Below are 21,151 nucleotides of genomic sequence, written 5' to 3' on the forward strand. Positions count from 1 at the left end.
CTATTGATCAACCCTTTGATTGAATAATAAAAAACGCCGGCATTATGCCGGCGTGAGTTTACGCAATGCCATCCGATGCCTTATGCCCCCGGATGTTCGTCCTGATCGACCGCGAAGCAGGCCACCATCTGCTCACCGTACTGCTTCAGCTGCGGCTGCAGCTGCACGCAGGTGCCGAAAGCGCGGCGGCAGCGGGCGTTGAACGCACAGCCCGGCGGCGGGTTCATCGGGCTGGGCAGTTCGCCGGTCAGCTTGATGCGCTCGCGGCGCATATCCGGGTTCAACCGCGGCGTCGCCGACAGTAGCGCCTGGGTGTAAGGATGGCGCGGGTTGTTGAAGATCGCCTCTTTGCTGCCCTTTTCCACGCAGCGACCGAGGTACATCACCATCACCTCGTCGGCGATGTGTTCCACCACCGACAGATCGTGCGAGATGAACACATAGGACAGCCCCAGCTCCTGCTGCAGATCCATCATCAGGTTCAGCACCTGCGCGCGCACCGACACGTCCAATGCCGACACCGGCTCATCGGCGATCACCACGTCCGGGTTCAGCATCAGCCCGCGGGCGATGGCGATACGCTGACGCTGGCCGCCGGAGAACATGTGTGGGTAGCGGTCATAATGCTCGGTCTTCAGGCCGACCTTCGCCATCATCTCCAGCGCTTTTTCCCGCCGTTCGGCGGCGCTGAGCGAGGTATTGATCAACAACGGCTCCTCGAGGATCTGCCCGACCTTCTTGCGCGGGTTGAGCGATCCGTAAGGATTCTGGAACACGATTTGGATCTTCTGGCGCCGCAGTTTCTCGGCCGAGACGTCCGGCTTCAGCAGATCCTGCCCCTGGTAGTACAGCTCGCCGCCGGTCGGCACTTCGATCATCGTCAGCAGGCGGCCGAGCGTCGATTTGCCGCAGCCCGATTCGCCGACCACCGCCAGCGTTTTGCCGCGCTCCAGGGTGAAGGACACGCCGTCGAGCGCCTTGACCAGCCGCTCCGGCGCGAACAGGCCCTTTTTCACCGGGTAATGCTTCTTCAGGTCAATCGCCTGCAGTAAAGGTTGATTCTGGCTCATACGGTCGGCCTCCCCGCATCATCCAGCGGTGTGTGACATTTAACCTGACGGCCGGGAATGCTGCGCAGTTCCGGCTCCTCGTTACGGCAGCGCTCGTTGGCGTACGGACAACGCGGATTGAGCAGACAGCCGGTCGGGCGATCGTATTTGCCCGGCACCACGCCCGGCAGCGAAGCCAGCCGCGCCTTGTCGGCGGCAAACTCCGGCAGCGCGCGCAGCAGTGCCTGAGTGTATGGGTGGCGCGGCGCGCGGAAAATCTCCGCCGCCTTGCCGGATTCCACCACCTGGCCGGCGTACATCACGATGATGTGATGCGCGGCTTCCGCCACCAGCGCCAGATCGTGGGTGATCAGCAGCAGCGCCATGTTTTCGCGCTGCTGCAGGTCCAGCAACAGCTCGATGATCTGCGCCTGGATGGTCACGTCGAGCGCGGTCGTCGGCTCATCGGCGATCAACAGCTTCGGCCGACAGGCGATGGCCATGGCGATCATTACGCGCTGGCTCATGCCGCCGGAAAGCTGGTGCGGGTATACGTCCAGCCGCGAAGCCGGATCGGGAATGCCGACCTGCGTCAGCAGATCGATAGCGCGCTGGCGGCGTGTGCGACGGTTGCCGCCCTGATGCACCTTCAGCGCTTCCATGATCTGATAACCGACGGTGTAGCACGGGTTCAGGCTGGTCATCGGATCCTGGAAGATCATCGCCACTTCGGAACCCACCAGCTGGCGGCGCTCCTTTTCGGAGATCTTGCGCAGATCCTGGCCGTTGAACTCCAGCTTGTCGGCCATCACCTTGCCGGGAAAATCGATCAGGCCCATGATCGCCAGCGAGCTGACGGATTTGCCGGAGCCGGACTCGCCGACGATACCGACCACCTGACCTTGATCCACGCTGTAACTGATACGGTCTACCGCGCGGAACGGGGTACCTTCGTCACCGAAGTGCACCGAAAGCTTGTCTACATTCAATAACGCCATCTCTCTCGTCCTCTGTTACTGCTTGAGTTTGGGGTCGAGAGCGTCACGCAAACCGTCCCCCATCAGGTTAAATGCCAGCACCGTCAGCAGGATCGCCACGCCGGGGAAGGTCACTACCCACCAGGCGCTTTGCGCGAACTGCAGCACGTCGGAGAGCATGGTGCCCCACTCCGGCGTCGGCGGTTGCGCGCCCATGCCCAGGAAGCCGAGAGCGGCCATGTCCAGAATGGCGTTCGAGAAACCGAGAGAAGCCTGAACGATCAAGGGCGCCAGGCAGTTAGGCAGAATGTTGACGAACATCTGACGCAGCGCACCGGCGCCCGCCACCCGCGAAGCGGTGACGTAATCGCGGTTCACTTCCGCCAGCACCGCCGCGCGCGTCAGACGCACATAGTGCGGCAAGGCGACGAAGGTCAGCGCCAGCGAGGCGTTGACGATCGACGGCCCGAATACCGCCACCAGCACCAACGCCAGCAGCAGGCTCGGCAGGGCCAGCATGATGTCGACGACGCGCATGATCACCGCGTCCACCGCGCCGCCGAAGTAGCCGGCCAGCAGGCCGAGCACCACGCCCATGATCAGCGACAGCACCACCACCAGGCAGCCGACCAGCAGCGACAGGCGCGCACCGTACATCAGGCGCGACAGCACGTCGCGGCCCACGTCGTCGGTGCCGAGGAGATATTGCCAGCTGCCGCCCTCTTGCCACACCGGCGGCTTGAGCAGCGCGTCGCGGAACTGGTCCGCCGGCGCATGCGGCGCCAGCACCCCGGCGCCGAGCGCGATCACCAGCATCAGAACGATATACACCAGGCCGACCACGGCCCCTTTATTGCGCTTGAAATAGTGCCAGAACTCCTGAAACGGGGTCATTGGCTTCGGCGCACCTTTAACTGCAGACTCAGTGATTTGAGACATGAGAGCGCCCCTTATTTCTTGTGGCGAATACGCGGGTTGACCACGCCGTAGAGCACGTCTACCAGCAGGTTAACCAGAATGATCATACAGGCGACCAGCAACACCCCGCCCTGCACCACCGGGTAATCGCGGCGCTGCAGCGCGTCGATCAGCCAGCGGCCCAGTCCCGGCCAGGAGAAGATGGTTTCGGTCAGAATGGCGCCGGCCAGCATGGTGCCGACCTGCAGCCCGATCACCGTCACCACCGGCAGCAGCGCGTTGCGCAGCGCGTGAACGACGATCACCCGCATGCGGCTCACGCCCTTGGCGCGCGCGGTGCGGATATAGTCTTCGCCCAACACTTCCAACATCGAGGAGCGGGTCATGCGCACGATCACCGCCAGCGGGATGGTGCCCAGCACGATGGCCGGCAGGATCATGTGCATCACCGCGTCGATAAAGTCGCCCGGCTCGCCCCAGATCAGGGTGTCTATCAGCATGAAGCCGGTCAGCGGATGGCTGTCGTCGAGGAATACCGTGTCGCTGATGCGCCCCGACACCGGCGTCAGGTTAAGCTGCACCGACACCAGCATGATCAGCATCATGCCCCACCAGAAAATCGGCATCGAATAGCCGGTCAGCGAGATGCCCACCGCCGTGTGATCGAAGACCGAGCCGCGTTTGACCGCCGCCAGCACCCCAACCGGGATGCCTACCAGCACCGCGAAAAGCATCGCGCAGAAGCCCAGCTCCAGCGTGGCCTGAAAGCGCGGAACGAACTCGCTCCAGACGGAGATGCGACTTTTGAGTGAGGTGCCCAGATCGCCGTGCAGCACGTTGGACACGTAGGAGAAATATTGTTGATAGAGCGGCTTGTCCAGCCCCATTTCCGCCATCAGCTGCGCGTGGCGCTCGGCGGAGATACCGCGTTCCCCGGCCATGATGGTCACCGGGTCGCCGGGGATCATATGGACGAATGCAAAAGTCAGCAAGGTAATGCCGATAAACGTTGGGATAACTAACCCCAAACGTCGGAGTATGAACTGCAACATATCCCGAACTCTCTGTATCAATGCCCGGCAGCTCATCGTCCGCCAGGCTTATTAACGCTCACATGCCTTTGAACGATTCGACGGCCATACGCCGGAGACTGGTCAGCAGGGGCGCAAACCTGTTGCGCCCCTGCAAGTCCATTCGTGCGTCTCCGGTAAAGCGGTCGAAATCAGTCTACAGAGACATTCTCGAAGTGATGCTTACCGAGCGGATCCACGACGTAGCCTTTCACTTCCTTACGCACAGGCTCGTACACGGTGGAGTGTGCGACAATCAGCGCCGGAGCCTGATCGTGCATCACCACCTGCGCCTGTTTGTACAGTTCGATGCGCTTGTCGTGGTTGGATTCGGCGCGCGCCGGTTGAATCAGATCTTCAAACGGCTTGTAGCACCAGCGGGAGTAGTTGGAGCCGTCTTTCGCCGCTGCACAGCTGAACAGCGTGGCGAAGAAGTTATCCGGATCCCCGTTGTCGCCGGTCCAGCCCATCATCACCGTCTGGTGCTCGCCCGCTTTGGCGCGCTTGAGGTATTCACCCCACTCATAGGTCACGATTTTGGCTTTCACGCCGATCTTGGCCCAGTCGGCCTGGATCATTTCCGCCATGCGGCGCGCGTTCGGGTTGTAAGGACGCTGTACCGGCATCGCCCACAGGTCGATGCTGAAACCGTCGGCCATGCCCGCTTCTTTCAACAGTGCTTTCGCCTTGGCCGGATCGTAAGCGTAATCCTGCACCGCGTCGTTATAGCCCCACATGGTCGGCGGGATCAGGTTCTTGGCCGCCTGGCCCGCGCCCTGATAAACCGCATCGATGATCGCCTGCTTGTTGACCGCCATGGTCAACGCCTGGCGCACTTTCAGGTTATCCAGCGGCTTTTTCTCGACGTTGAACGACAGGTAACCCACGTTCAGGCCCGGCTGTTCCATCAGGTTGATGGACTTGTCTTGTTTCATGCGGGCGATATCGGCCGGGTTCGGGTACGGCATCACCTGGCACTCGTTTTTCTGCAGTTTGGCGTAACGCACGGAGGCGTCAGGCGTGATGGAGAACACCAGGCGATCGATCTTCGGCTTGGTGCCCCAGAAACCGTCGAACGCCTTGTACAGGATCTTGGAGTCTTTCTGGTATTGCAGCAGCTGGAACGGCCCGGTGCCGATCGGGTTCAGGTCGACTTTTTCCGGCGTGCCGGCTTTCATCATCACGTCAGCGTATTCTGCGGACAGGATGGACGCGAAGTCCATACCCAGGTCAGCCAGGAACGGCGCTTCCGGGCGGTTCAGCACGAAGCGCACGGTGTTGTCGTCCACTTTTTCGATCTTGGCGATCAGCTTAGGCATGTCCATGCCTTCAAAGTATTCGTAACTGCCACCGGACACTTTGTGATAGGCGTTGTTCGCATCCAACTGGCGTTCAAAGGAGAACACCACGTCGTCGGCGTTGAAATCACGCGTCGGTTTGAAGTCTTTATTGCTCTGCCACTTCACGCCTTTGCGCAGGTGGAAGGTGTAGGTTTTGCCGTCTTCGCTGACGTCCCACTTCTCAGCCAGGCCCGGCTGCAGTTCGGTGGTGCCGATTTTGAATTCGACCAGGCGGTTGTAGATCGGTACCGAGCTGGCGTCGTAGGTGGTGCCGGAGGTGAACAGCTGCGGGTTGAACCCTTCCGGGGAACCTTCAGAACAGTAAACCAACGTCTTGGCCTGTACGCTGGCCGCCACGGTCAGCGCGATCAGCCCAATACCGAATTTCAGAATCCCCGATTTACCCAAGGAACGTGTCATCGTTAGTGCTCCATTGTGTGATGTGATGTGTGTAATTGCCGCCAGACCTGTATTTTTTATTGCGTGGCCTGTGCGATCGGCGCCCGAAGGCAGAAGGCGTACGAGGAGAGAATGCCGGATGGAACGCATCGCGGCGGGGACGTCTGAGCGCGTGGAATTCACTCAAACAACTCTCGCTCTTACCCCTGAGGCTATCAAGTTGCCAACTGTTTGGGGTGTCGTCAATATAACCAGTGGGGATTTACGCAGACTGTGAGAAACAGCAAACAAACATAAAAAAAACCTTTTGTTAACAGTTCCAGCATGAAAATTTATGCTAAGCGGTCATTTTTAGCGCATTGGTCTGACCCTCACAAACTTACTGGTTTTTAACTCCGTTAAAAAACCCCAAAACTTTGTTGCTGAATGATGAATATCTGAACGGTTATTTTTGTGATCGCCGTTAAAGACAGGAGGAAATGCTGAGGGATTACCCAAAAGGGTGAGTCCGATGAGCGCGTTTTGCACCGGACAGGCCCACAATCTCTGCGGCGTAAAAAAACTTTCGGCGGTGAAAAAGCCGGGGGCGAAAGGATATCCCCCGGCAACGCACTGCAACCGATTATTGAACGCCGGCGCCGTTGCCCAGGCTGGCGTTCATGCTGTTGAGAATATCGCCGTTGTCCGCGTCGATCTCCCAGGAGAACAGGCCACCCAACTGCTTATCCAACACGTACTGGCCTTTGGCCTGCACCGAGCGGGCATCGTCGAAGGTGATCAGATCGCCGGTGGAAGGCTTGAACACGTAAGGCGCTTCCGCCGTGGCGTCGTAGGTGTACTGCCACTCGCCGCTCATGAACTGGCTGGCGATTTGGCGGTAGTCCACGATGCCGTTCTCCCAGGTGCCGTTTACCGGCCCGGTGGCGGTGCCGGTAAACGGAATATTGTTCTGGTAGCCGTTCACCCCGGTCCAGCCGCGGCCATACATGGCGGTGCCGACCACGATCTTGCCCGGCTTGACGCCCTGCGCCAACAGCGCATTGACGCCGTTCACCGTCGTATAGGCAGTGTCCGGTTTCCAGGCAGGCGCATTCAGCGCGGTCTGATGCCCCAGGTTCTTCAGATCGAAGGCGCCGTAGAAGTCGTAGCTCATCAGGAAGATGTGATCCATCGAGTTCTGTGCGACGTTGTAAGCCACCTTGTCGATCTTGTCCTTGCCGGCGCTGATGGCGGAGGTTAGCTCATACTTGCGGCCGGTTTCCGCCGACAGCTGATCCAGCATCGCCCGCAGCTCTTTCATCAGCAGCACATAGGTTTCCCCGTCTTGCGAGCTGCCCAGGTTAGGGTTAGCGCCTTTGCCGCCCGGGAACTCCCAGTCGATATCCACGCCGTCGAAGAACTTCCAGGTCTGCAGGAACTCTTTCACCGAGCCGACGAAGCGATCGCGCTTCACCTTGTCACCCATGAAGAAGAACGGGTCGGACAGCGTCCAGCCGCCGATCGACGGCAGAATTTTCAGGTCAGGACGCGCCTGCTTCAGCGCCATCAGCTGGCCGAAGTTGCCCTTGTAGGGGTCATCCCAGGCGGTGACGCCCTTCTGCGCTTTTTGCAGCGCGGCGAACGGATCGTGGATCGAGACTTTGAAGTCCTCCCGGCCCTGACAGGAGCGCTGCAACGCCTGGAAACTGCCTTCGATCTCTTTCAGGCTGTCGTTGATGCCGTTGCCGCCGCAGATCGGGATAAAGCCGTACAGCAGGTGGGTCAGGTTTTGCGCCGGGATCTTGTCGACGGTGAAATTGCGCCCGTAAACGCCCCACTCGACGAAATAAGAACCGACGACTTTGCCGGAGTTTTGTTTATAAGGTTTGTTCTTTTCCAGCAGCGGCTCTTTCAACGGCGCCAAATGGCTACCGTCGGTATCGGCCACCACAATTTCGGTGGCGTCGCTGGCGGTGCAGCCGTCGGCATTACACAGTGCCACCTGCATTTGATAACGGCCGCCTTTATTCACTTTAAAATTCGCCGTACCGGAAGAGCCGGTTGAAGGGCCGCTCCACGCCTCTTTGCCATTTAATAAAATTTTTGCCGTCGTGCCGGTGTCGCCATTCCATAAATTCCAGGAGACAGAAACGTCGGCGGCATTTTTTACCTTCACCAGATTATTATAAGCGGTGGCCGCCTGATCGACTTCGACAATGGCGAACTTGGTGTTGCCCCAGGCGATGGTCGGCTTGCCCGGCGCGGCGGCCTGCGCCGCGGAACACAGCGTACTGCCGATCAACAGCGCCAACAGCGGTTTATTAAATTTGCGCATAACTGATTCCTTTATTCCGAGAGGATAAACATAAAAGAGTTAATCGTCGCTACGCATTGCCGAAGCGAAAAAATTCCGCAATAATCCACGAAGATTAACGTTAATAAATAATCACGGTATTTCCCACGCGACGGGAATAAGAGTTCCCGCGTTGTTCATTTAGACTATAGGTAAAAAAAACGTGAAAACAAGAGCGCTATCAATCGGGTTTTATTTGGCAAGCATGAATTTATTTAAACATGAAAATAAGAACCTAATGGGAATAAGGAATGTGAATTAATTAAGCGTAAAGGATAAATATATTTCACGAGGACGGCAGATTGAGGCACGCCATAAAGCGAAGCCGGTCGTAGCGAAGGAGGTACTCATCCTCATAAACTGCAGGCGAAAAAAAACCTGCTTTAAAAAGCAGGTTTTTCGAATGGTGGTCGGCGAGAGAGGATTACGCGCATCTTTGATGCGCGCCCTGCGGGCCGTTGCTAAAGCAACGTTGTCTCGCTTCGCGAGGCTCGAACCTCCTGCGGAGGTGCTCATCCTCATAAACTGCAGGCGAAAAAAAACCTGCTTTAAAAAGCAGGTTTTTCGAATGGTGGTCGGCGAGAGAGGATTCGAACCTCCGACCCACTGGTCCCAAACCAGTTGCGCTACCAAGCTGCGCTACTCGCCGATGCGGGGCGCATCTTACTGCTGGCGGTTATAGGCGTCAATCACTTTTTTGCCCCTGCATTTCAAGTGATGATAAAAGCGCCATAATGCGCTGCGCCGGGGGCTGCGCAGCGCATTTTACTCAGGCGTTGGCCGGTTTCAGCGCCGGCGTCTGCGCACGCAGGAACGGCAGCAGGAACAGCGCTGACAGGCAAGCGGCGATAGAAATCACCACGAAGAAGCCGTTCCAATGCCAAATCTCCATCACCCGTGCAATCGGGTAGCCGGACAGCGCCGCGCCCAGGTAGGCGAACAGGCCGACGAAACCGGTCGCCGCGCCCGCCGCATCCTTGTGCGAGCACTCCGCCGCCGCCATGCCGATCAGCATCTGCGGGCCAAAGATGAAGAAGCCGATGGCGAAGAAGCAGCAGGCCTGCAGCAGGTAGGTCACGCCCGGCATCAGCCACAGCGCCGCCACCGACAGGAAGATACCGATGGCGAAGATCAGGTTCATCGGGCCGCGGTTGCCGCGGAACAGCTTATCGGAACCCCAACCGGCCACCAGTGAACCGATAAAACCGCCCACTTCAAACAGCGAGATGGCTGAGTTGGCGGTCATCAGCGAATAGCCCTTTTCCTGCGTCAGATAGAGGTTACCCCAGTCGTTGATCGCGGTGCGCACGATATACACCAGCACGTAAGAAACCGCCAGCAGCCAGATGTACTTGTTGGTCAGCACGTAGCGTTTGATGATCTCGCGGTTGCTCAGCCCCTGGCCTTCCGATTCCTGCACCAGCTCCATGGCGTCGTTACGCCATTTGCCGACGCTCGGCAGCCCCAGGGTGGATGGCTTGTCGCGCAGGCGCCAGCACATCAGCAGGCCAAGCACCACGCCGATGATACCGGGAATGATCATGCCGTAACGCCAGCTGAAGTGCAGCGAGATAAAGCCCACCAGCAGCGGGATCAGCGCCCCACCAACGTTGTGCGAGGTGTTCCAGATCGCCCACCAGCTGCCGCGCTCGGAGCGCGAATACCAGCTGGTGAGGATTTTCGAGCACGGCGGCCAGCCCCAGCCCTGGAAGAAGGCGTTGAGGATCCACAGCGTGCCCAGCATCAGCAGCGACGAGCTGAGGCCGAAGAAGATATTCAGCACCCCGGTCATGATCAGACCCAGCCCCATAAAGTAACGCGGGTTGGAGCGATCGCTGATCATGCCGGAAATGAATTTCGAGCAGCCGTAGGTGATGTAGAACAGCGTGCCGAGGATGCCGACGTCGGACATCGTCAGGCCCAGATCGCTCAGCATCGCCGGCATGATGAAGTTGAAGCTTTTGCGCGTGAAGTAAAACGCGGCGTAGCCGATGTACATGGTGCACATCAGCTGGATGCGCCAGTATTTGTAGCTGGCGTCGATCTGCCGTTGATCGGTGACCTGCGGCGCGTCCGAGCGGCTTTTAAGGAAAGACCACATGTGGAACCTCAGAGGATTGAATAAAGTGCCGCTATGATGCTCCCCGCGCGCGCGGGAGGCTTACGCCAGATTCCCGACGCAGTTAGGAGTTTTTCCTAGTTTTGCGCTTGCGCCGGTGAAACTGTGGGCAAGATCACACTCAAACAGGCGCCCCGTTCAGCGGTGAACCGCAGGCTGCCGCCGAGGGCGCTGATGCGCTCCTGCATGCCCCGCAGGCCGTACCCCGGCTGATGGTTGTCCGCATCGAAGCCCACGCCGTTGTCGCGGATGGTCAGGGCGATCAGTGGCGCGGCGCCTTTGCGCGGCTGCAGGCGCGCGTCCAGCTCCAGGCGGCTGGCGCCGGCGTGCCGGCACACATTGGTCACCCCTTCCTGACACACCCGATACAGCGTGATCTTCAGCGTTTCATCCAGCAGCTCGTCCGGCACCTGCCATTGCAGGCTGCTCACCAGCGACGCGTCCTGCGGCAGCGACTCCCGCAGCATCGCCGCCACCGCCGCCGACAGCGGCAGGTTGTTCAGCGCCGCCGGCCACAGTTGGGTCAGCACGTCGTGCACCCCGTCGTAGACCCGCAGCGCCAACGCATCGATGGTGTCGGCGCAGCCGATCACCGCCGGCTCCGGCGCCAGGCGTTTGACGATGCTGGCCTGGGTACGAATCACGGTGATGGTCTGCCCCACCTCATCGTGCAGCTCGCGCGCCACCTCGCGCCGGGTTTGCTCCTCCGCCGTCACCAGCGCCCGCGCCAGTTGCCGGTTCTCCGCCAGCCGCAGCCGCAGCTGCTGATTCAGCTCGCGCTGGCGCTGAATGCCGGCGCCCAGCAGCAGCCCGGTCAGGCTTTGGGCCAGCAGCGACAGCAGCAGATCGCGGTGCGACTCCGGCTGCGGCGGCTCGTTGACCATCAGCGCCACGCCGTTGAGCAGCGTCGCCAACAGCGCGCCCTGCCAGCCGTAGCGATAAGACATGAACACGATAGGAATGGCCAGGCAGAACGGCGCGAAACGTCGCAGCTCGGCGGCGTTCACCTGCTGCTGCAGCCAGATGCTGAATGCAAACAGCAGCAGATAGCTGGCCAGGTGGCCCAGGCGCAGCTCCACCGGCTTGTGGATCAACCCCGGCTCAAGCGGCACCCAGATTTGGCGCGCCAGATAGTGCCACAACAGCAGGCAGGTCGGCGCGATGGTGAAACCGCCGGTCAGGCCGAGCAGCAGCGCACGGGCGCCTTCGCCGCTCACCAGCTGCCACACCAGCGCCTGCAGCAAGGCGGCGGCCACCACCACCGCGCCCTGCAACAGCGGCCAACGCCATTCGCTGTCGCTCTGTTGATGGCGCAACAACCACGGCGAGGCCAGCAGGCTGAGCAACACCGTCAACACCAGCACCGCCACCGACGCCCACAGCGCCGGGCCGTAACCGAACTGGTCCGCCAGCAGCGCCATCAGCAACAGATCGGCCAGCAGGATCCCCGGCCAGAAACGGTACGGGCTCTGCAGCAAAATGCCCATGCGCAGGCCGAACGGGAACAGCAGCAGCGCCTGCCAGGGCGGGTCGATCAGCGCGGTGCCGATGCCCCACAGGCAAAACGCGCTGGCGGCGTAGATGAAAAACAGCGCCAGCTGGGTGATCAGGCGCTGCGTCACAGGTTCAGCATCCGTCTGGCCAGTTCGACGTTGTTGGTGATGCCCAGCTTGGCGAACAGGTTGGCGCGATGCACATGCACCGTCTTCGGCGACAGCCCCAGCGCGGCGGCGATCTCGCGCACTTCCTGGCCCTGCGCCAGCAGCAGCGCGATCTCACGCTCGCGGCGGGTCAGCGGATCGACCCTCACCCGTGCCAGCTGCTGGGCGATTTCCGGCATCAAATAGACACCGCCGCCGGCGACGGTGCGCACCGCGGTGATCAGATCTTCCGGCTTGCAGCGCTTGGAGAGGAAGCCGCTGGCGCCGCGTTCCAGCGCCATTTCCACCAGCGCCGGGTTATCGTGCATCGACAGCATCACCACGCGAATGCCGGAAGGAATGTCTGCCAGCAGATCCAGCCCGCTGCCGTCCGGCATCGAAATGTCGCAAATGCAGATTTCCGCCTCCAGCCCCGGTAGGCCGGCGCGCGCCTGCGCCGCGCTGCTGAACTCGCCCACCACCTGAATATCGGCCTCCAGCGACAGCAGCTGCACAAAGCCCGAACGCACAATGTCATGATCGTCGATAAACGCCACGCGCAGGGTCATGGAAATCTCCGGTTAGAAGGGGAAGTGCGCAAGTATACCGTATGCATACACCGGAATAATTGATGAAGAGAATGTATTGGCGGAAATTACCGGGTGCGCAAGGCACCCGGCGGGCGGGATTACAGGCGGGCAGGCGCCGTTTTATTCTGCGGGAGATGGCACCAGTTGTTTTTATCCACGATGCCGCCGTTCGGCGAGGTGTAGCCGAGGCAGCCGAGGATGGTGTCAAACAGCTCGACGTGGCGATGCGTTTTGCCGATGCGCTGCTGCGCCTGCAGTTGCTCAAAGGCGCTGAGGTGCTGCGGGTTCTCGAGGAACTTGTCCGACGCCCATACGATCATCGGCACGCGGAACTGCTCCGGCGGCGCCATTTCGCGCGGCGTGCCGTGCAGGTGCGTATTCTCGCCGATCGATTCGCCGTGATCGGCGGCATAGAACACGATGGCCTTCTTGTCGCGCACCTGGTCGATCACATTACTGATAAAGCTGTCGGTGTACAGCACCGTATTGTCGAACGCGTTGATCAGTTGCGCCTTGGTGCAAGAGTCGTCCACCCCCATGCACTCCGGCTGATAGCGCGCATAGCTGCGCGGATAACGCTGCGAGTACAGGTAGTGCGAGCCTTTGGTATGCAGGATCACCAGGTGTTTGCCCTTCGGATAACGCGCCAGCGACTCCTTCATCTCGTTCACCAGCAGCATATCGTCGACCGCCTTGCCGTCGTTGCGCTTCTCGGACGCGATCATCTCGCGGAACGAATAGTTGTTCACCTCGGTGTTGTTGTAGAACCACACCTCGCTCTGCATGGCGAACAGCTCGGAAGAGAAGCCCAGATCCTTCAGCACCGCGAACACGTTCTGCTCTTTCAGCGTGCGCTGCGGATTATCCTCGGTGCCGCCTTCGCGCACAAACATGCAGCGCAGCGACAGCTTGGTGGCGGTGTCGCACGACTCACCGCGAAACGCCACCAGGTTCTTCTCTTTCGACAGCCGCGGCGTGGTATCGCGCTCATAGCCCAGCATGCCCATGTGATCCCAGCGCGTGGTCTCGCCGATGATGAACACCACGTAGGTATCGTCGATATCCGCCGGCGGTACATAGGTGAAGTGTTTGCCCGGATCGAACATCGTGCTCTGGTCCTGGCTTTCGTCATAGCGGGTATAGGCAAACAGCCCCAGCGCCGACAGCCAGTTGGACGGCAGATACGAGTGCGCTACCACGCCGCCGTAGCTCGGCAGATCGACGTTGGCGAGCTTCTCCTGCACGCTCTGCTCGTCGTCCAACATGCGCAGCGGCAGCCAGACCAGCGCCACCACCGCCAGCAACACCAGCAGCGGCTTGATGCGATGACCGGGGGTTTTCAGCTGTTCAATCAGGGTGTAGCGCAGGCTGTTTTTCCAGATCAGCAGCAGCGGCAAGGCGCTGAGCGCCACCATCCACAGCACGAAGTGCAGGCCGACCACCTCTTTCGATAGATCGATATCGGTAGTCATCACCGACACCACGATGCCGTAGCCGATCACCACGTTAAAAAACGTCATGTAGTAGCTGGCAGCCACCGAAATCAACACCAGCAGCGAGGCGACGATGCGATAAAACAGCCGGCCGCCGAGCGATACCAGCCGCATGATGAAGAATGTGAACAGGACGATAGCGATGACTTCCGTCACCGCCGAAATCAGCTTAATTCCCTGAATACCATGCGCCAACGAATCAAAACGGCGATAGAAAACGGACAGGTTTAGAAAGATGCCGATATAGATCGCTAACAATAACGATAAATTCTGCTGTGATAGCGATTTAACTTTGTTCATGTAACGCGGTGGCTCCGGGGACGGTGTAGCGGTTCTGACTCAGTCAGACACTGATTGCGGCTTCTGGTTCAGCCAACCGGCAATAAGCGTTATTTTGCGGGTAATAATCAAGAGAATTCTCACAAAACGGACAAAATTTACCGTTTTTTTGAGCGATTTTCAGGCAGGGCACACAAGAAAATGGAGGGACAAACCCTCCATTTTTTCCAGATATCGGCAAAAATCTTACTTAACGTTCAGAGTCACATCGATATTTCCACGGGTGGCGTTGGAATATGGGCACACCACGTGCGCCTTTTTCACCAGATCTTCCGCCACGCTGCGCTCGATGCCCGGCAGCGAGATATCCAGCTGCACTTCGATGCCGAAGCCGTTGGGGATTTCACCGATGCCGACGGTGCCGTCGATCTTGGCTTCGGCCGGGATTTTGACCTTTTCCTTCGCCGCGACAAACTTCAACGCGCCGAGGAAACAGGCGGAGTAACCGGCGGCGAACAGCTGCTCGGGGTTGGTGACTTCGCCGCCGGCGCCGCCCATCTCTTTCGGCACGCCCAGTTTCACGTCCAACACGCCGTCGGAGGAGGTCGCACGGCCGTCGCGGCCGCCGGTTGCGGTGGCGTGAGCGCGGTAAACCACTTTCTCAATAGACATCGTTCATTCCTTCTTGCTGGTTGGCGAGATGACTACGGCTTCCACGAGGTAAAGCCGGTCACATATTTATCTTTTGCGATTAAATCGCGCACTACTTATTTTTAACACTTATTAACCAGTGTAGACCACCCGCGCCGTTCTTGCGTCCGGCGGCGGCGGGTCAAATCTGATCGATCAGGCTGCCGCGCAGCTTTTCCAGCTGCTGTTTGAGCGAGACGATCTCGTCCAGGCTGCAGTCGGTGGCGCACATCACCGCCTCGGGCACCGATTGTGCCCGCTCGCGCAGCGCGCGGCCGGCTTCGGTCAGGGCGATGATCACCTGCCGCTCGTCGGTGGTGGCGCGATAGCGCACCAGCAAACCGGCGGTTTCCAGCCGCTTCAGCAGCGGCGTCAGCGTGGCGGAATCGAGGAATAGCCGCTCGCCGATATCCGATACCGTCACCCGATCGCGCTCCCACAGCACCATCATCACCAGGTATTGCGGGTAGGTGAGTTCGAGCTGACTCAACAGCTGGCGGTAGACTTTGTGCAACGCCAGATTGGCGGAGTACAGCGCGAAACAGAGCTGCTGATCGAGCTGCAGCAGGTTCTTCGCCTTGGGTTGTTCGGTCTCGGTGCTTTTCATGTGTATGAATATAGATAGCGCACGATGTAATCGCAAGCTATTTCTTGTGAGGTATGCTACCTTTTTTATGCAGAGGATGCTCGGAGGGAAAGGAAATGACGAATACGCTTGTAGAACGCGCGCGCCGCTACGCCACCAAGGCGCATGCGGCCATCGATCAGCGCCGCAAATACACCGACGATCCGTACATCGTCCACCCGCAGGCGGTGATGGAGCTGGTGCGCAGCGTGCCGCACACCGAAGAGATGCTGGCGGCCGCCTGGCTGCATGATACGGTGGAAGACACGCCCACCACCCTCGGCGATATCGACAGCCATTTCGGGCCGAAGGTGGCGGAGCTGGTGCGGATGTTGACCAACGTCAGCCACGCCGAGGACGGCAACCGCTTCGAACGTAAAAACCGCGATCGGCGCCACAGCGCCGGCGCGTCGCCGCAGGCCAAAACCATCAAGCTGGCGGATCTGATCGACAACACCCGCTCGCTGCTGGACTACGACAGCCACTTCGCCCAGACCTACCTGATCGAGAAACAGCGCCTGTTGGAGGTACTGACCGAAGGCGACCCGACGCTGTGGCGCCAGGCCAGCCATATCGTTGAACAGGGGCTGCTCAGGTTGCAGCAGCCACCGCACAACGTTCCGGCCAGCTGGTTCGAACACGCCCGCCGGCGCTACCGCGAGAGCGACGCGGCCTGATCAGAAGGTCACCACCGTTTTCAACGCCGTCACCCAGGCGTCCTGCGTCTCACTGACGCCCGCCGGGTGATGCCAATACTGCAGGCCCGGCTGCAGCTGTAGCCACGGCGTGACGTTAACGCGGTAATACAGCTCCGCCGTCACCGAGTGGCCCGGCACCGGCCGGTAGTTCGGATCGTGATAATCGCTGATGCCGCTCATCTGGTTGAGATAACGCTGATTGTCTTTGTAGCGGTCGCTCAGTTTCACCACCGAGACACCGAGCCCCAGCCAGTCGTCCGGCCGCGCATCGAACAGCCCGCGATAGCGAATGCCGGTCGAGGTAGACCAGTGCAGGTAGTTGCTGCGCTGATCCCCCAGGCCCAGGCTGTAGAACACGCTCAGGCCGCGGTTGACGTCATCCGCATGGCGCGTCACCTGCTGGTTAAAACCGGTATACAGGAACCAGGTGCGATCGTGGTTGCGATAACCCTGCGGATCGCTGGCGCCCGGCCCGCCGGACACCCCTTCATAAAGATCGCTCTGGCGCGCGTTGGTGAACAGCACGCCCAGGTTATACACCCCCGGCAGCTGGTTGACGGCGTGGGTTTTCAGCTCCAGCTCCATCGGCAACAGGAAGCCTTTGCTGCCCTTGGTGGACCAACTCCAGGCGTGGCTGCGGCTGGGGGCGCTCGGGTTCTGCTCCATCACCCCGCCCTTGAGCGTCAGGCCATCGGTCAGCTTGTATTGCAGCGTGGTGCCCCAGTAATGCACGTTCCAGTTGTACCAGGTCAACGAGTTGGCAGACTTGCCGCCGCACAGCGTCAGCGTCTGAAAATCGCAGGGGATGATCTGATCGAAATCCTGCACCTTGTTCATCATGCCGATGCGCCACTGCAGCCGCTGCTCGAGGAAGGAACGGCTGAAGGTCAGCCAGCCCAGGCGGGTAATCGACTGCCCGCCAAAGCTCTCCTGCGACAGATCGGTCAGGCCGACGCGCGGATCCTGCAAGCGATCGCGGGTCAGGTTATTGTCATGGTTGCGGTTGACGATATTGCCTTCGATCGCCGCGTCCGGAATGCCGGTCAGCGCCTGCAGATCCTGACTGAAGGTCAGCGAGAATTGGTCGATGTACGACGCCTGTTTATCGTGGTTGTAACCGCCGCCGGCGTTATACGACAGCTGGCTGAGGTAGCCGAGATTATAGTGGAAGCCGTGATCCTCCAGGATCGGCCTGATCCCCAGCATATCCCCCAACAGCCCGGGCTGCGGCGGCTCAAAGCCGAGCGCCACCCCTTCCCATTTGGCGGTGGGGGCTTCGACGTCCTTGCCGGTTTGCAGCGTTTCCGCCTGCGCCTGGCTGCACCACAGCGCCAGCGCCGCCAGAGTCATGGAACGAGGTAATAAGCTTTTCATCATTATTATATTTCTCCGCATAACGGCTGACTGCGGGCAACAGCATTCCCTGGGAGAGAATTTCCCATCATGAACAGCAGCGAATAACGTTAGGTTAACGCCCGGCGCTTGCCGCCGGGCTTAGAGATTAGCGCCGGTCTTTCAGGCTGGCGCCGTTGCTGTGGATCACATCGCGATACCAGTAGAAACTTTTCTTGCGGCGGCGCTCGAGGCTGCCGTTGCCGGCATCGTCTCTGTCGACGTGAATGAAGCCGTAGCGCTTCGACATTTCGGCCTTCGAGGCGCTGACCAAATCGATCGGCCCCCAGCTGGTGTAGCCCATCACCTCAACGCCGTCGTCGATGGCTTCCGCCACCTGCACCAGATGGTCATTGAGGTAGTTGATGCGGTAGTCGTCGTTGATATTGCCGTCCGCCTCGACGCGGTCTTTGGCGCCCAGCCCGTTCTCGACGATGAACAGCGGCTTCTGATAGCGGTCATACAGCACGTTGAGCAGGTAGCGCAGCCCGATCGGATCGATTTGCCACCCCCACTCCGAGCTGGCCAGGTGCGGGTTCGGCACCATATCGAGAATGTTGCCGCGCGCCGTCTCGAACTGCGCCGGGTCGGCGGTGACGCAGCCGCTCATGTAGTAGCTGAACGAGATGAAATCGATGGTTTCGCACAGCGTTTGCCGATCTTCCTCAGTGATCGCCACCTGGATGCCGTTTTCACGGAAAAAGCGCTGCATATAGGCCGGATAATAGCCGCGCGCCTGCACATCGCCGAAGAACAGCCAGTCGCGGTTTTGCCGCTGGGTTTCCAGCAGATCTTCCGGCTTGCAGCTCAGCGGATACAGAATGCCGCCCAGCAACATGTTGCCGATTTTGCCCTCCGGCACGATCTCGTGGCAGGCCTTCACCGCTCTGGCGCTGGCCACCAGCTGATGGTGGATCGCCTGATAGACGGCGCTCTTGTCGCTTTCCTGCGGCAGGCCGACGCCAGTGAAGGGCGCATGCAGCGACATGTTGATCTCATTGAAGGTCAGCCAATGTTTGACCTTGTGCTTATAGCGTTCGAACACGGTGCGCGCATAGCGCTCGAAGAAATCGATGGTGCGCCGATCGCCCCAGCCGCCGTAGTGCTTCACCAGGCCGTAAGGCATCTCATAGTGCGACAGCGTGATCAGCGGCTGAATGCCGTACTTCGCCATCTCGTCGAATAGCCGATCGTAAAACGCCAGCCCGGCTTCGTTCGGCATCTCTTCGTCGCCCTGCGGAAAAATGCGCGTCCAGGCGATCGAGGTGCGCAGGCACTTGAAGCCCATTTCGGCGAACAGCGCGATGTCCTCCGGATAACGATGATAGAAATCGATCGCCACGTCCTTGATGCCGCTGTCGCCCGCCATGCGCGGCGTAATGGCGCCGAAGATGCCCTGCGGCTGCAGATCGGAGGTCGACAGCCCCTTGCCGTCGGCCTGATACGCGCCTTCTACCTGGTTCGCCGCTACCGCGCCGCCCCACAGAAAATGTTGCGGAAACTTGCCGTTCATCGCTTGCTCCTCAATTAACGTAATAAAGTCAGCAGCGGCGCCTGTTCCTGCACCGGAGACAGGCCGCTGGTCAACACGTCCACGTAGTCATCGCTGTTGCTGATGATGATCGGCGTGGTGGTGTCATAGCCGGCGGCATGGATCGCCGCCTGGTCGAACTCGATCAGCAGATCGCCCGGGGCGACCCGCTCGCCTTCCCGCACGTGGGCGGTGAAATGCGCCCCGTCCAGCTTCACGGTATCGATGCCGACGTGGATGAGAATCTCCGCACCGTCGTCCGATTCAATACCGATGGCGTGTTTGGTCTTGAACAGCGACGCCACGCTGCCGCTGACCGGCGCCACCACGCGCCCCTGCTGCGGCGCAATCGCCACCCCTTTCCCCAGCAGGCCGCTGGCGAAGGTCGCGTCGTTCACCTGATCCAGCGGCACGATATCGCCGGCGATCGGGCTGAGGATGGCCTGTTTGCGGTTTAGCGGCGCGGCGGCTTCAGGCTGCACCGTCTCTTCCGCCGGTGCGACGCCGAACAGATAGCTGGCCAGCGCGGCGAACACGAACGACAGCAGGGTGCCGCCAATCGCGCCCCATACCGTGGCGTCGATGCCGCCGCCGGGGATGATCTGCGCGAAGGTGAATACGCTCACCAGGCCGAACGAGTAGACCGAGGTATGGAAGTAGCCGATCACCGCACCGCCCAGCGCGCCGCCGATGCAGCCGAAAATGAACGGGCGCTTGTTTGGCAGAGTGACCCCATACACCGCCGGTTCGGTGATGCCGAAAATCCCGGCGCCGATGGCCGAAGCGGACAGCGCCCGTAGCTTGGCGTCGCGGGTGCGCAGCATCACGCCCAGCGTGGCGCCGACCTGCCCCATTACCGCCGGCAGCAGCAGCGGCACCATGGTGTCGCGCCCCAGCACGCTCAGGTTATTGATCATCAACGGCACCAATCCCCAATGCAGGCCGAAGATCACGCACACCTGCCACATCGCCCCCATAAAGGCGCCGGCGATGATCGGGTTAAAGGCGTAAATGCTCTGATAGCCGTTGGCCAGCAGGTGGCTGAGCCAGGTCGCCGCCGGGCCGATCAGCAGGAAGGTCAACGGCACGGTGATCGCCAGGCACAGCAGCGGCGTGATGAAATTGCGCAGCGCGCTGTGGATCACCCGATTAAACAACGGCTCCAGGCGGCAGGATACCCAGGCCGCGAAGATGATCGGGATCACCGACGAACTGTAGTTGATGAAGGTCAGCGGAATGCCGAAGAAATATTCGCGCACCGCCCCCGGCTGCTGCGCCGCTTCGAACGCCGCCATCATCAGCGGATGCGTCAACGCGCCGCCGATCGCCATGGTGACAAACGGGTTACCGCCGAATTTTTTCCCGGCGGTGTAGCCGAGCATGATCGGGAAGAAGTAGAACAGCGAGTCGCTGGCGGCGAACAGCATTTTGAAGGTGCCGCCGCTCTCCAGCAGCCAGCCGCAGGCCAGGCTCAGCGCCAGGAAGCCTTTCAGGATCCCCGAAGCGGCCATCACCCCGAGCAGCGGGGTAAAAATGCCGGACACCAGATCGATAAAGCGGCTGAGCAAGCTGTCTTTTTTACCGCCCGCGTCGTCGCTCGGCGCGCCCTCGGCCAATCCGCCGACCCGGTTAACCGCGTCGAACACCTCCGCCACGTGGTTGCCCACCACCACCTGGAACTGGCCGCCGCTCTCCACCACCATGATGACGCCGGGGTTTTTCTTCAGCGCTGCCGCGTTGGCGCGAGTGTCGTCACGCAGCTTGAAACGCAGGCGGGTGGCGCAGTGCACCAGGCTTTTCACATTGTCGCGGCCACCGACGCCGGCCAAAATCTCACTGGCTAATGTGTCATATTTCATACGGTTATCCTTAGACTTCGCGTTCTGCCGCTCCCCTCCCCGCACTGGCCTGGCGCTGAGGCGGAATTCGGCGCAAAAAAAAACCTAAACCTCGCGGCCTCTGCCCTATCGGGGAACAGAAACGCGAGGTTTAGGTTTTGCCTGCCGCAG

General features: G+C 60.2%; 16 protein-coding genes, 1 tRNA gene and 1 other RNA gene. 1 reads left to right on the forward strand and 17 read right to left on the reverse strand.

Annotated features, from left to right (window positions below; all coding sequences use genetic code 11):
- Positions 1-80 precede the first annotated feature (80 nt).
- From dppF to FUU19_RS00675, 14 genes are all read right to left on the reverse strand, one after another.
- Positions 81-1,070 (reverse strand): dipeptide ABC transporter ATP-binding subunit DppF, encoded by a 990-nt coding sequence (dppF, locus tag FUU19_RS00610; protein WP_015376237.1) that lies wholly within the window; start codon positions 1,068-1,070, stop codon positions 81-83.
- A complete protein-coding gene (gene dppD / locus FUU19_RS00615; protein ID WP_033645058.1) occupies positions 1,067-2,047 on the reverse strand; it encodes a dipeptide ABC transporter ATP-binding protein in 981 nt (326 codons plus the stop codon). The genes dppF and dppD overlap by 4 nt, the downstream gene beginning before the upstream one ends.
- A gap of 15 nt (positions 2,048-2,062) precedes the next feature.
- On the reverse strand, positions 2,063-2,965 hold the full coding sequence (gene dppC / locus FUU19_RS00620) for a dipeptide ABC transporter permease DppC (RefSeq protein ID WP_141971733.1): 903 nt from the start codon (positions 2,963-2,965) through the stop codon (positions 2,063-2,065).
- An 11-nt stretch (positions 2,966-2,976) separates the two neighbouring features.
- Positions 2,977-3,996 (reverse strand): dipeptide ABC transporter permease DppB, encoded by a 1,020-nt coding sequence (dppB, locus tag FUU19_RS00625; RefSeq protein WP_043129106.1) that lies wholly within the window; start codon positions 3,994-3,996, stop codon positions 2,977-2,979.
- A 170-nt stretch (positions 3,997-4,166) separates the two neighbouring features.
- Positions 4,167-5,774 carry a dipeptide ABC transporter periplasmic-binding protein DppA gene (gene dppA / locus FUU19_RS00630; RefSeq protein ID WP_107227504.1) on the reverse strand — a complete coding sequence of 536 codons (1,608 nt, stop codon included), beginning with the start codon at positions 5,772-5,774 and terminating at the stop codon, positions 4,167-4,169.
- A 601-nt stretch (positions 5,775-6,375) separates the two neighbouring features.
- Positions 6,376-8,067 carry a chitinase ChiA gene (gene chiA, locus FUU19_RS00635; protein ID WP_230507053.1) on the reverse strand — a complete coding sequence of 564 codons (1,692 nt, stop codon included), beginning with the start codon at positions 8,065-8,067 and terminating at the stop codon, positions 6,376-6,378.
- 425 nt (positions 8,068-8,492) lie between these two features.
- Positions 8,493-8,621: non-coding RNA, RtT sRNA (locus tag FUU19_RS00640), on the reverse strand.
- Positions 8,622-8,657: 36 nt separating this feature from the next.
- A tRNA-Pro gene (locus FUU19_RS00645) sits at positions 8,658-8,734 on the reverse strand.
- A gap of 120 nt (positions 8,735-8,854) precedes the next feature.
- Positions 8,855-10,186, reverse strand: coding sequence for an MFS transporter (gene uhpC / locus FUU19_RS00650; RefSeq protein WP_089181519.1), 1,332 nt, complete (start codon positions 10,184-10,186; stop codon positions 8,855-8,857).
- A 95-nt stretch (positions 10,187-10,281) separates the two neighbouring features.
- Positions 10,282-11,826 carry a signal transduction histidine-protein kinase/phosphatase UhpB gene (gene uhpB / locus FUU19_RS00655; RefSeq protein ID WP_141971737.1) on the reverse strand — a complete coding sequence of 515 codons (1,545 nt, stop codon included), beginning with the start codon at positions 11,824-11,826 and terminating at the stop codon, positions 10,282-10,284.
- Positions 11,823-12,413 (reverse strand): response regulator transcription factor UhpA, encoded by a 591-nt coding sequence (uhpA, locus tag FUU19_RS00660; RefSeq protein ID WP_047573183.1) that lies wholly within the window; start codon positions 12,411-12,413, stop codon positions 11,823-11,825. The genes uhpB and uhpA overlap by 4 nt, the downstream gene beginning before the upstream one ends.
- A gap of 119 nt (positions 12,414-12,532) precedes the next feature.
- Positions 12,533-14,227, reverse strand: a complete 1,695-nt coding sequence (eptB, locus tag FUU19_RS00665; RefSeq protein WP_141971741.1) for a kdo(2)-lipid A phosphoethanolamine 7''-transferase — start codon at positions 14,225-14,227, stop codon at positions 12,533-12,535.
- 225 nt (positions 14,228-14,452) lie between these two features.
- Positions 14,453-14,878, reverse strand: coding sequence for an organic hydroperoxide resistance protein (locus FUU19_RS00670; protein WP_004934114.1), 426 nt, complete (start codon positions 14,876-14,878; stop codon positions 14,453-14,455).
- A gap of 160 nt (positions 14,879-15,038) precedes the next feature.
- Positions 15,039-15,503, reverse strand: a complete 465-nt coding sequence (locus tag FUU19_RS00675) for a MarR family winged helix-turn-helix transcriptional regulator (protein ID WP_230489505.1) — start codon at positions 15,501-15,503, stop codon at positions 15,039-15,041.
- Between the two features lie 95 nt (positions 15,504-15,598).
- Between FUU19_RS00675 and FUU19_RS00680 the strand changes: the two genes are divergently transcribed.
- A complete protein-coding gene (locus tag FUU19_RS00680) occupies positions 15,599-16,198 on the forward strand; it encodes an HD domain-containing protein (protein WP_025304829.1) in 600 nt (199 codons plus the stop codon).
- Here FUU19_RS00680 and FUU19_RS00685 read toward each other — a convergent pair whose 3' ends face one another.
- The 3 genes from FUU19_RS00685 to bglF form a co-directional block, all read right to left on the reverse strand.
- Positions 16,199-17,569 carry a carbohydrate porin gene (locus tag FUU19_RS00685; protein ID WP_430726434.1) on the reverse strand — a complete coding sequence of 457 codons (1,371 nt, stop codon included), beginning with the start codon at positions 17,567-17,569 and terminating at the stop codon, positions 16,199-16,201. It abuts the gene before it with no gap.
- A 151-nt stretch (positions 17,570-17,720) separates the two neighbouring features.
- Complete coding sequence (locus tag FUU19_RS00690) at positions 17,721-19,124, reverse strand: glycoside hydrolase family 1 protein (RefSeq protein ID WP_230489506.1); 1,404 nt, start codon at positions 19,122-19,124, stop codon at positions 17,721-17,723.
- Positions 19,125-19,138: 14 nt separating this feature from the next.
- Positions 19,139-21,001, reverse strand: coding sequence for a PTS beta-glucoside transporter subunit IIABC (bglF, locus tag FUU19_RS00695; protein ID WP_141971745.1), 1,863 nt, complete (start codon positions 20,999-21,001; stop codon positions 19,139-19,141).
- Between the last annotated feature and the right edge of the window lie 150 nt (positions 21,002-21,151).

The organism is Serratia montpellierensis (assembly GCF_020858655.1).
Lineage (GTDB): Bacteria > Pseudomonadota > Gammaproteobacteria > Enterobacterales > Enterobacteriaceae > Serratia > Serratia montpellierensis.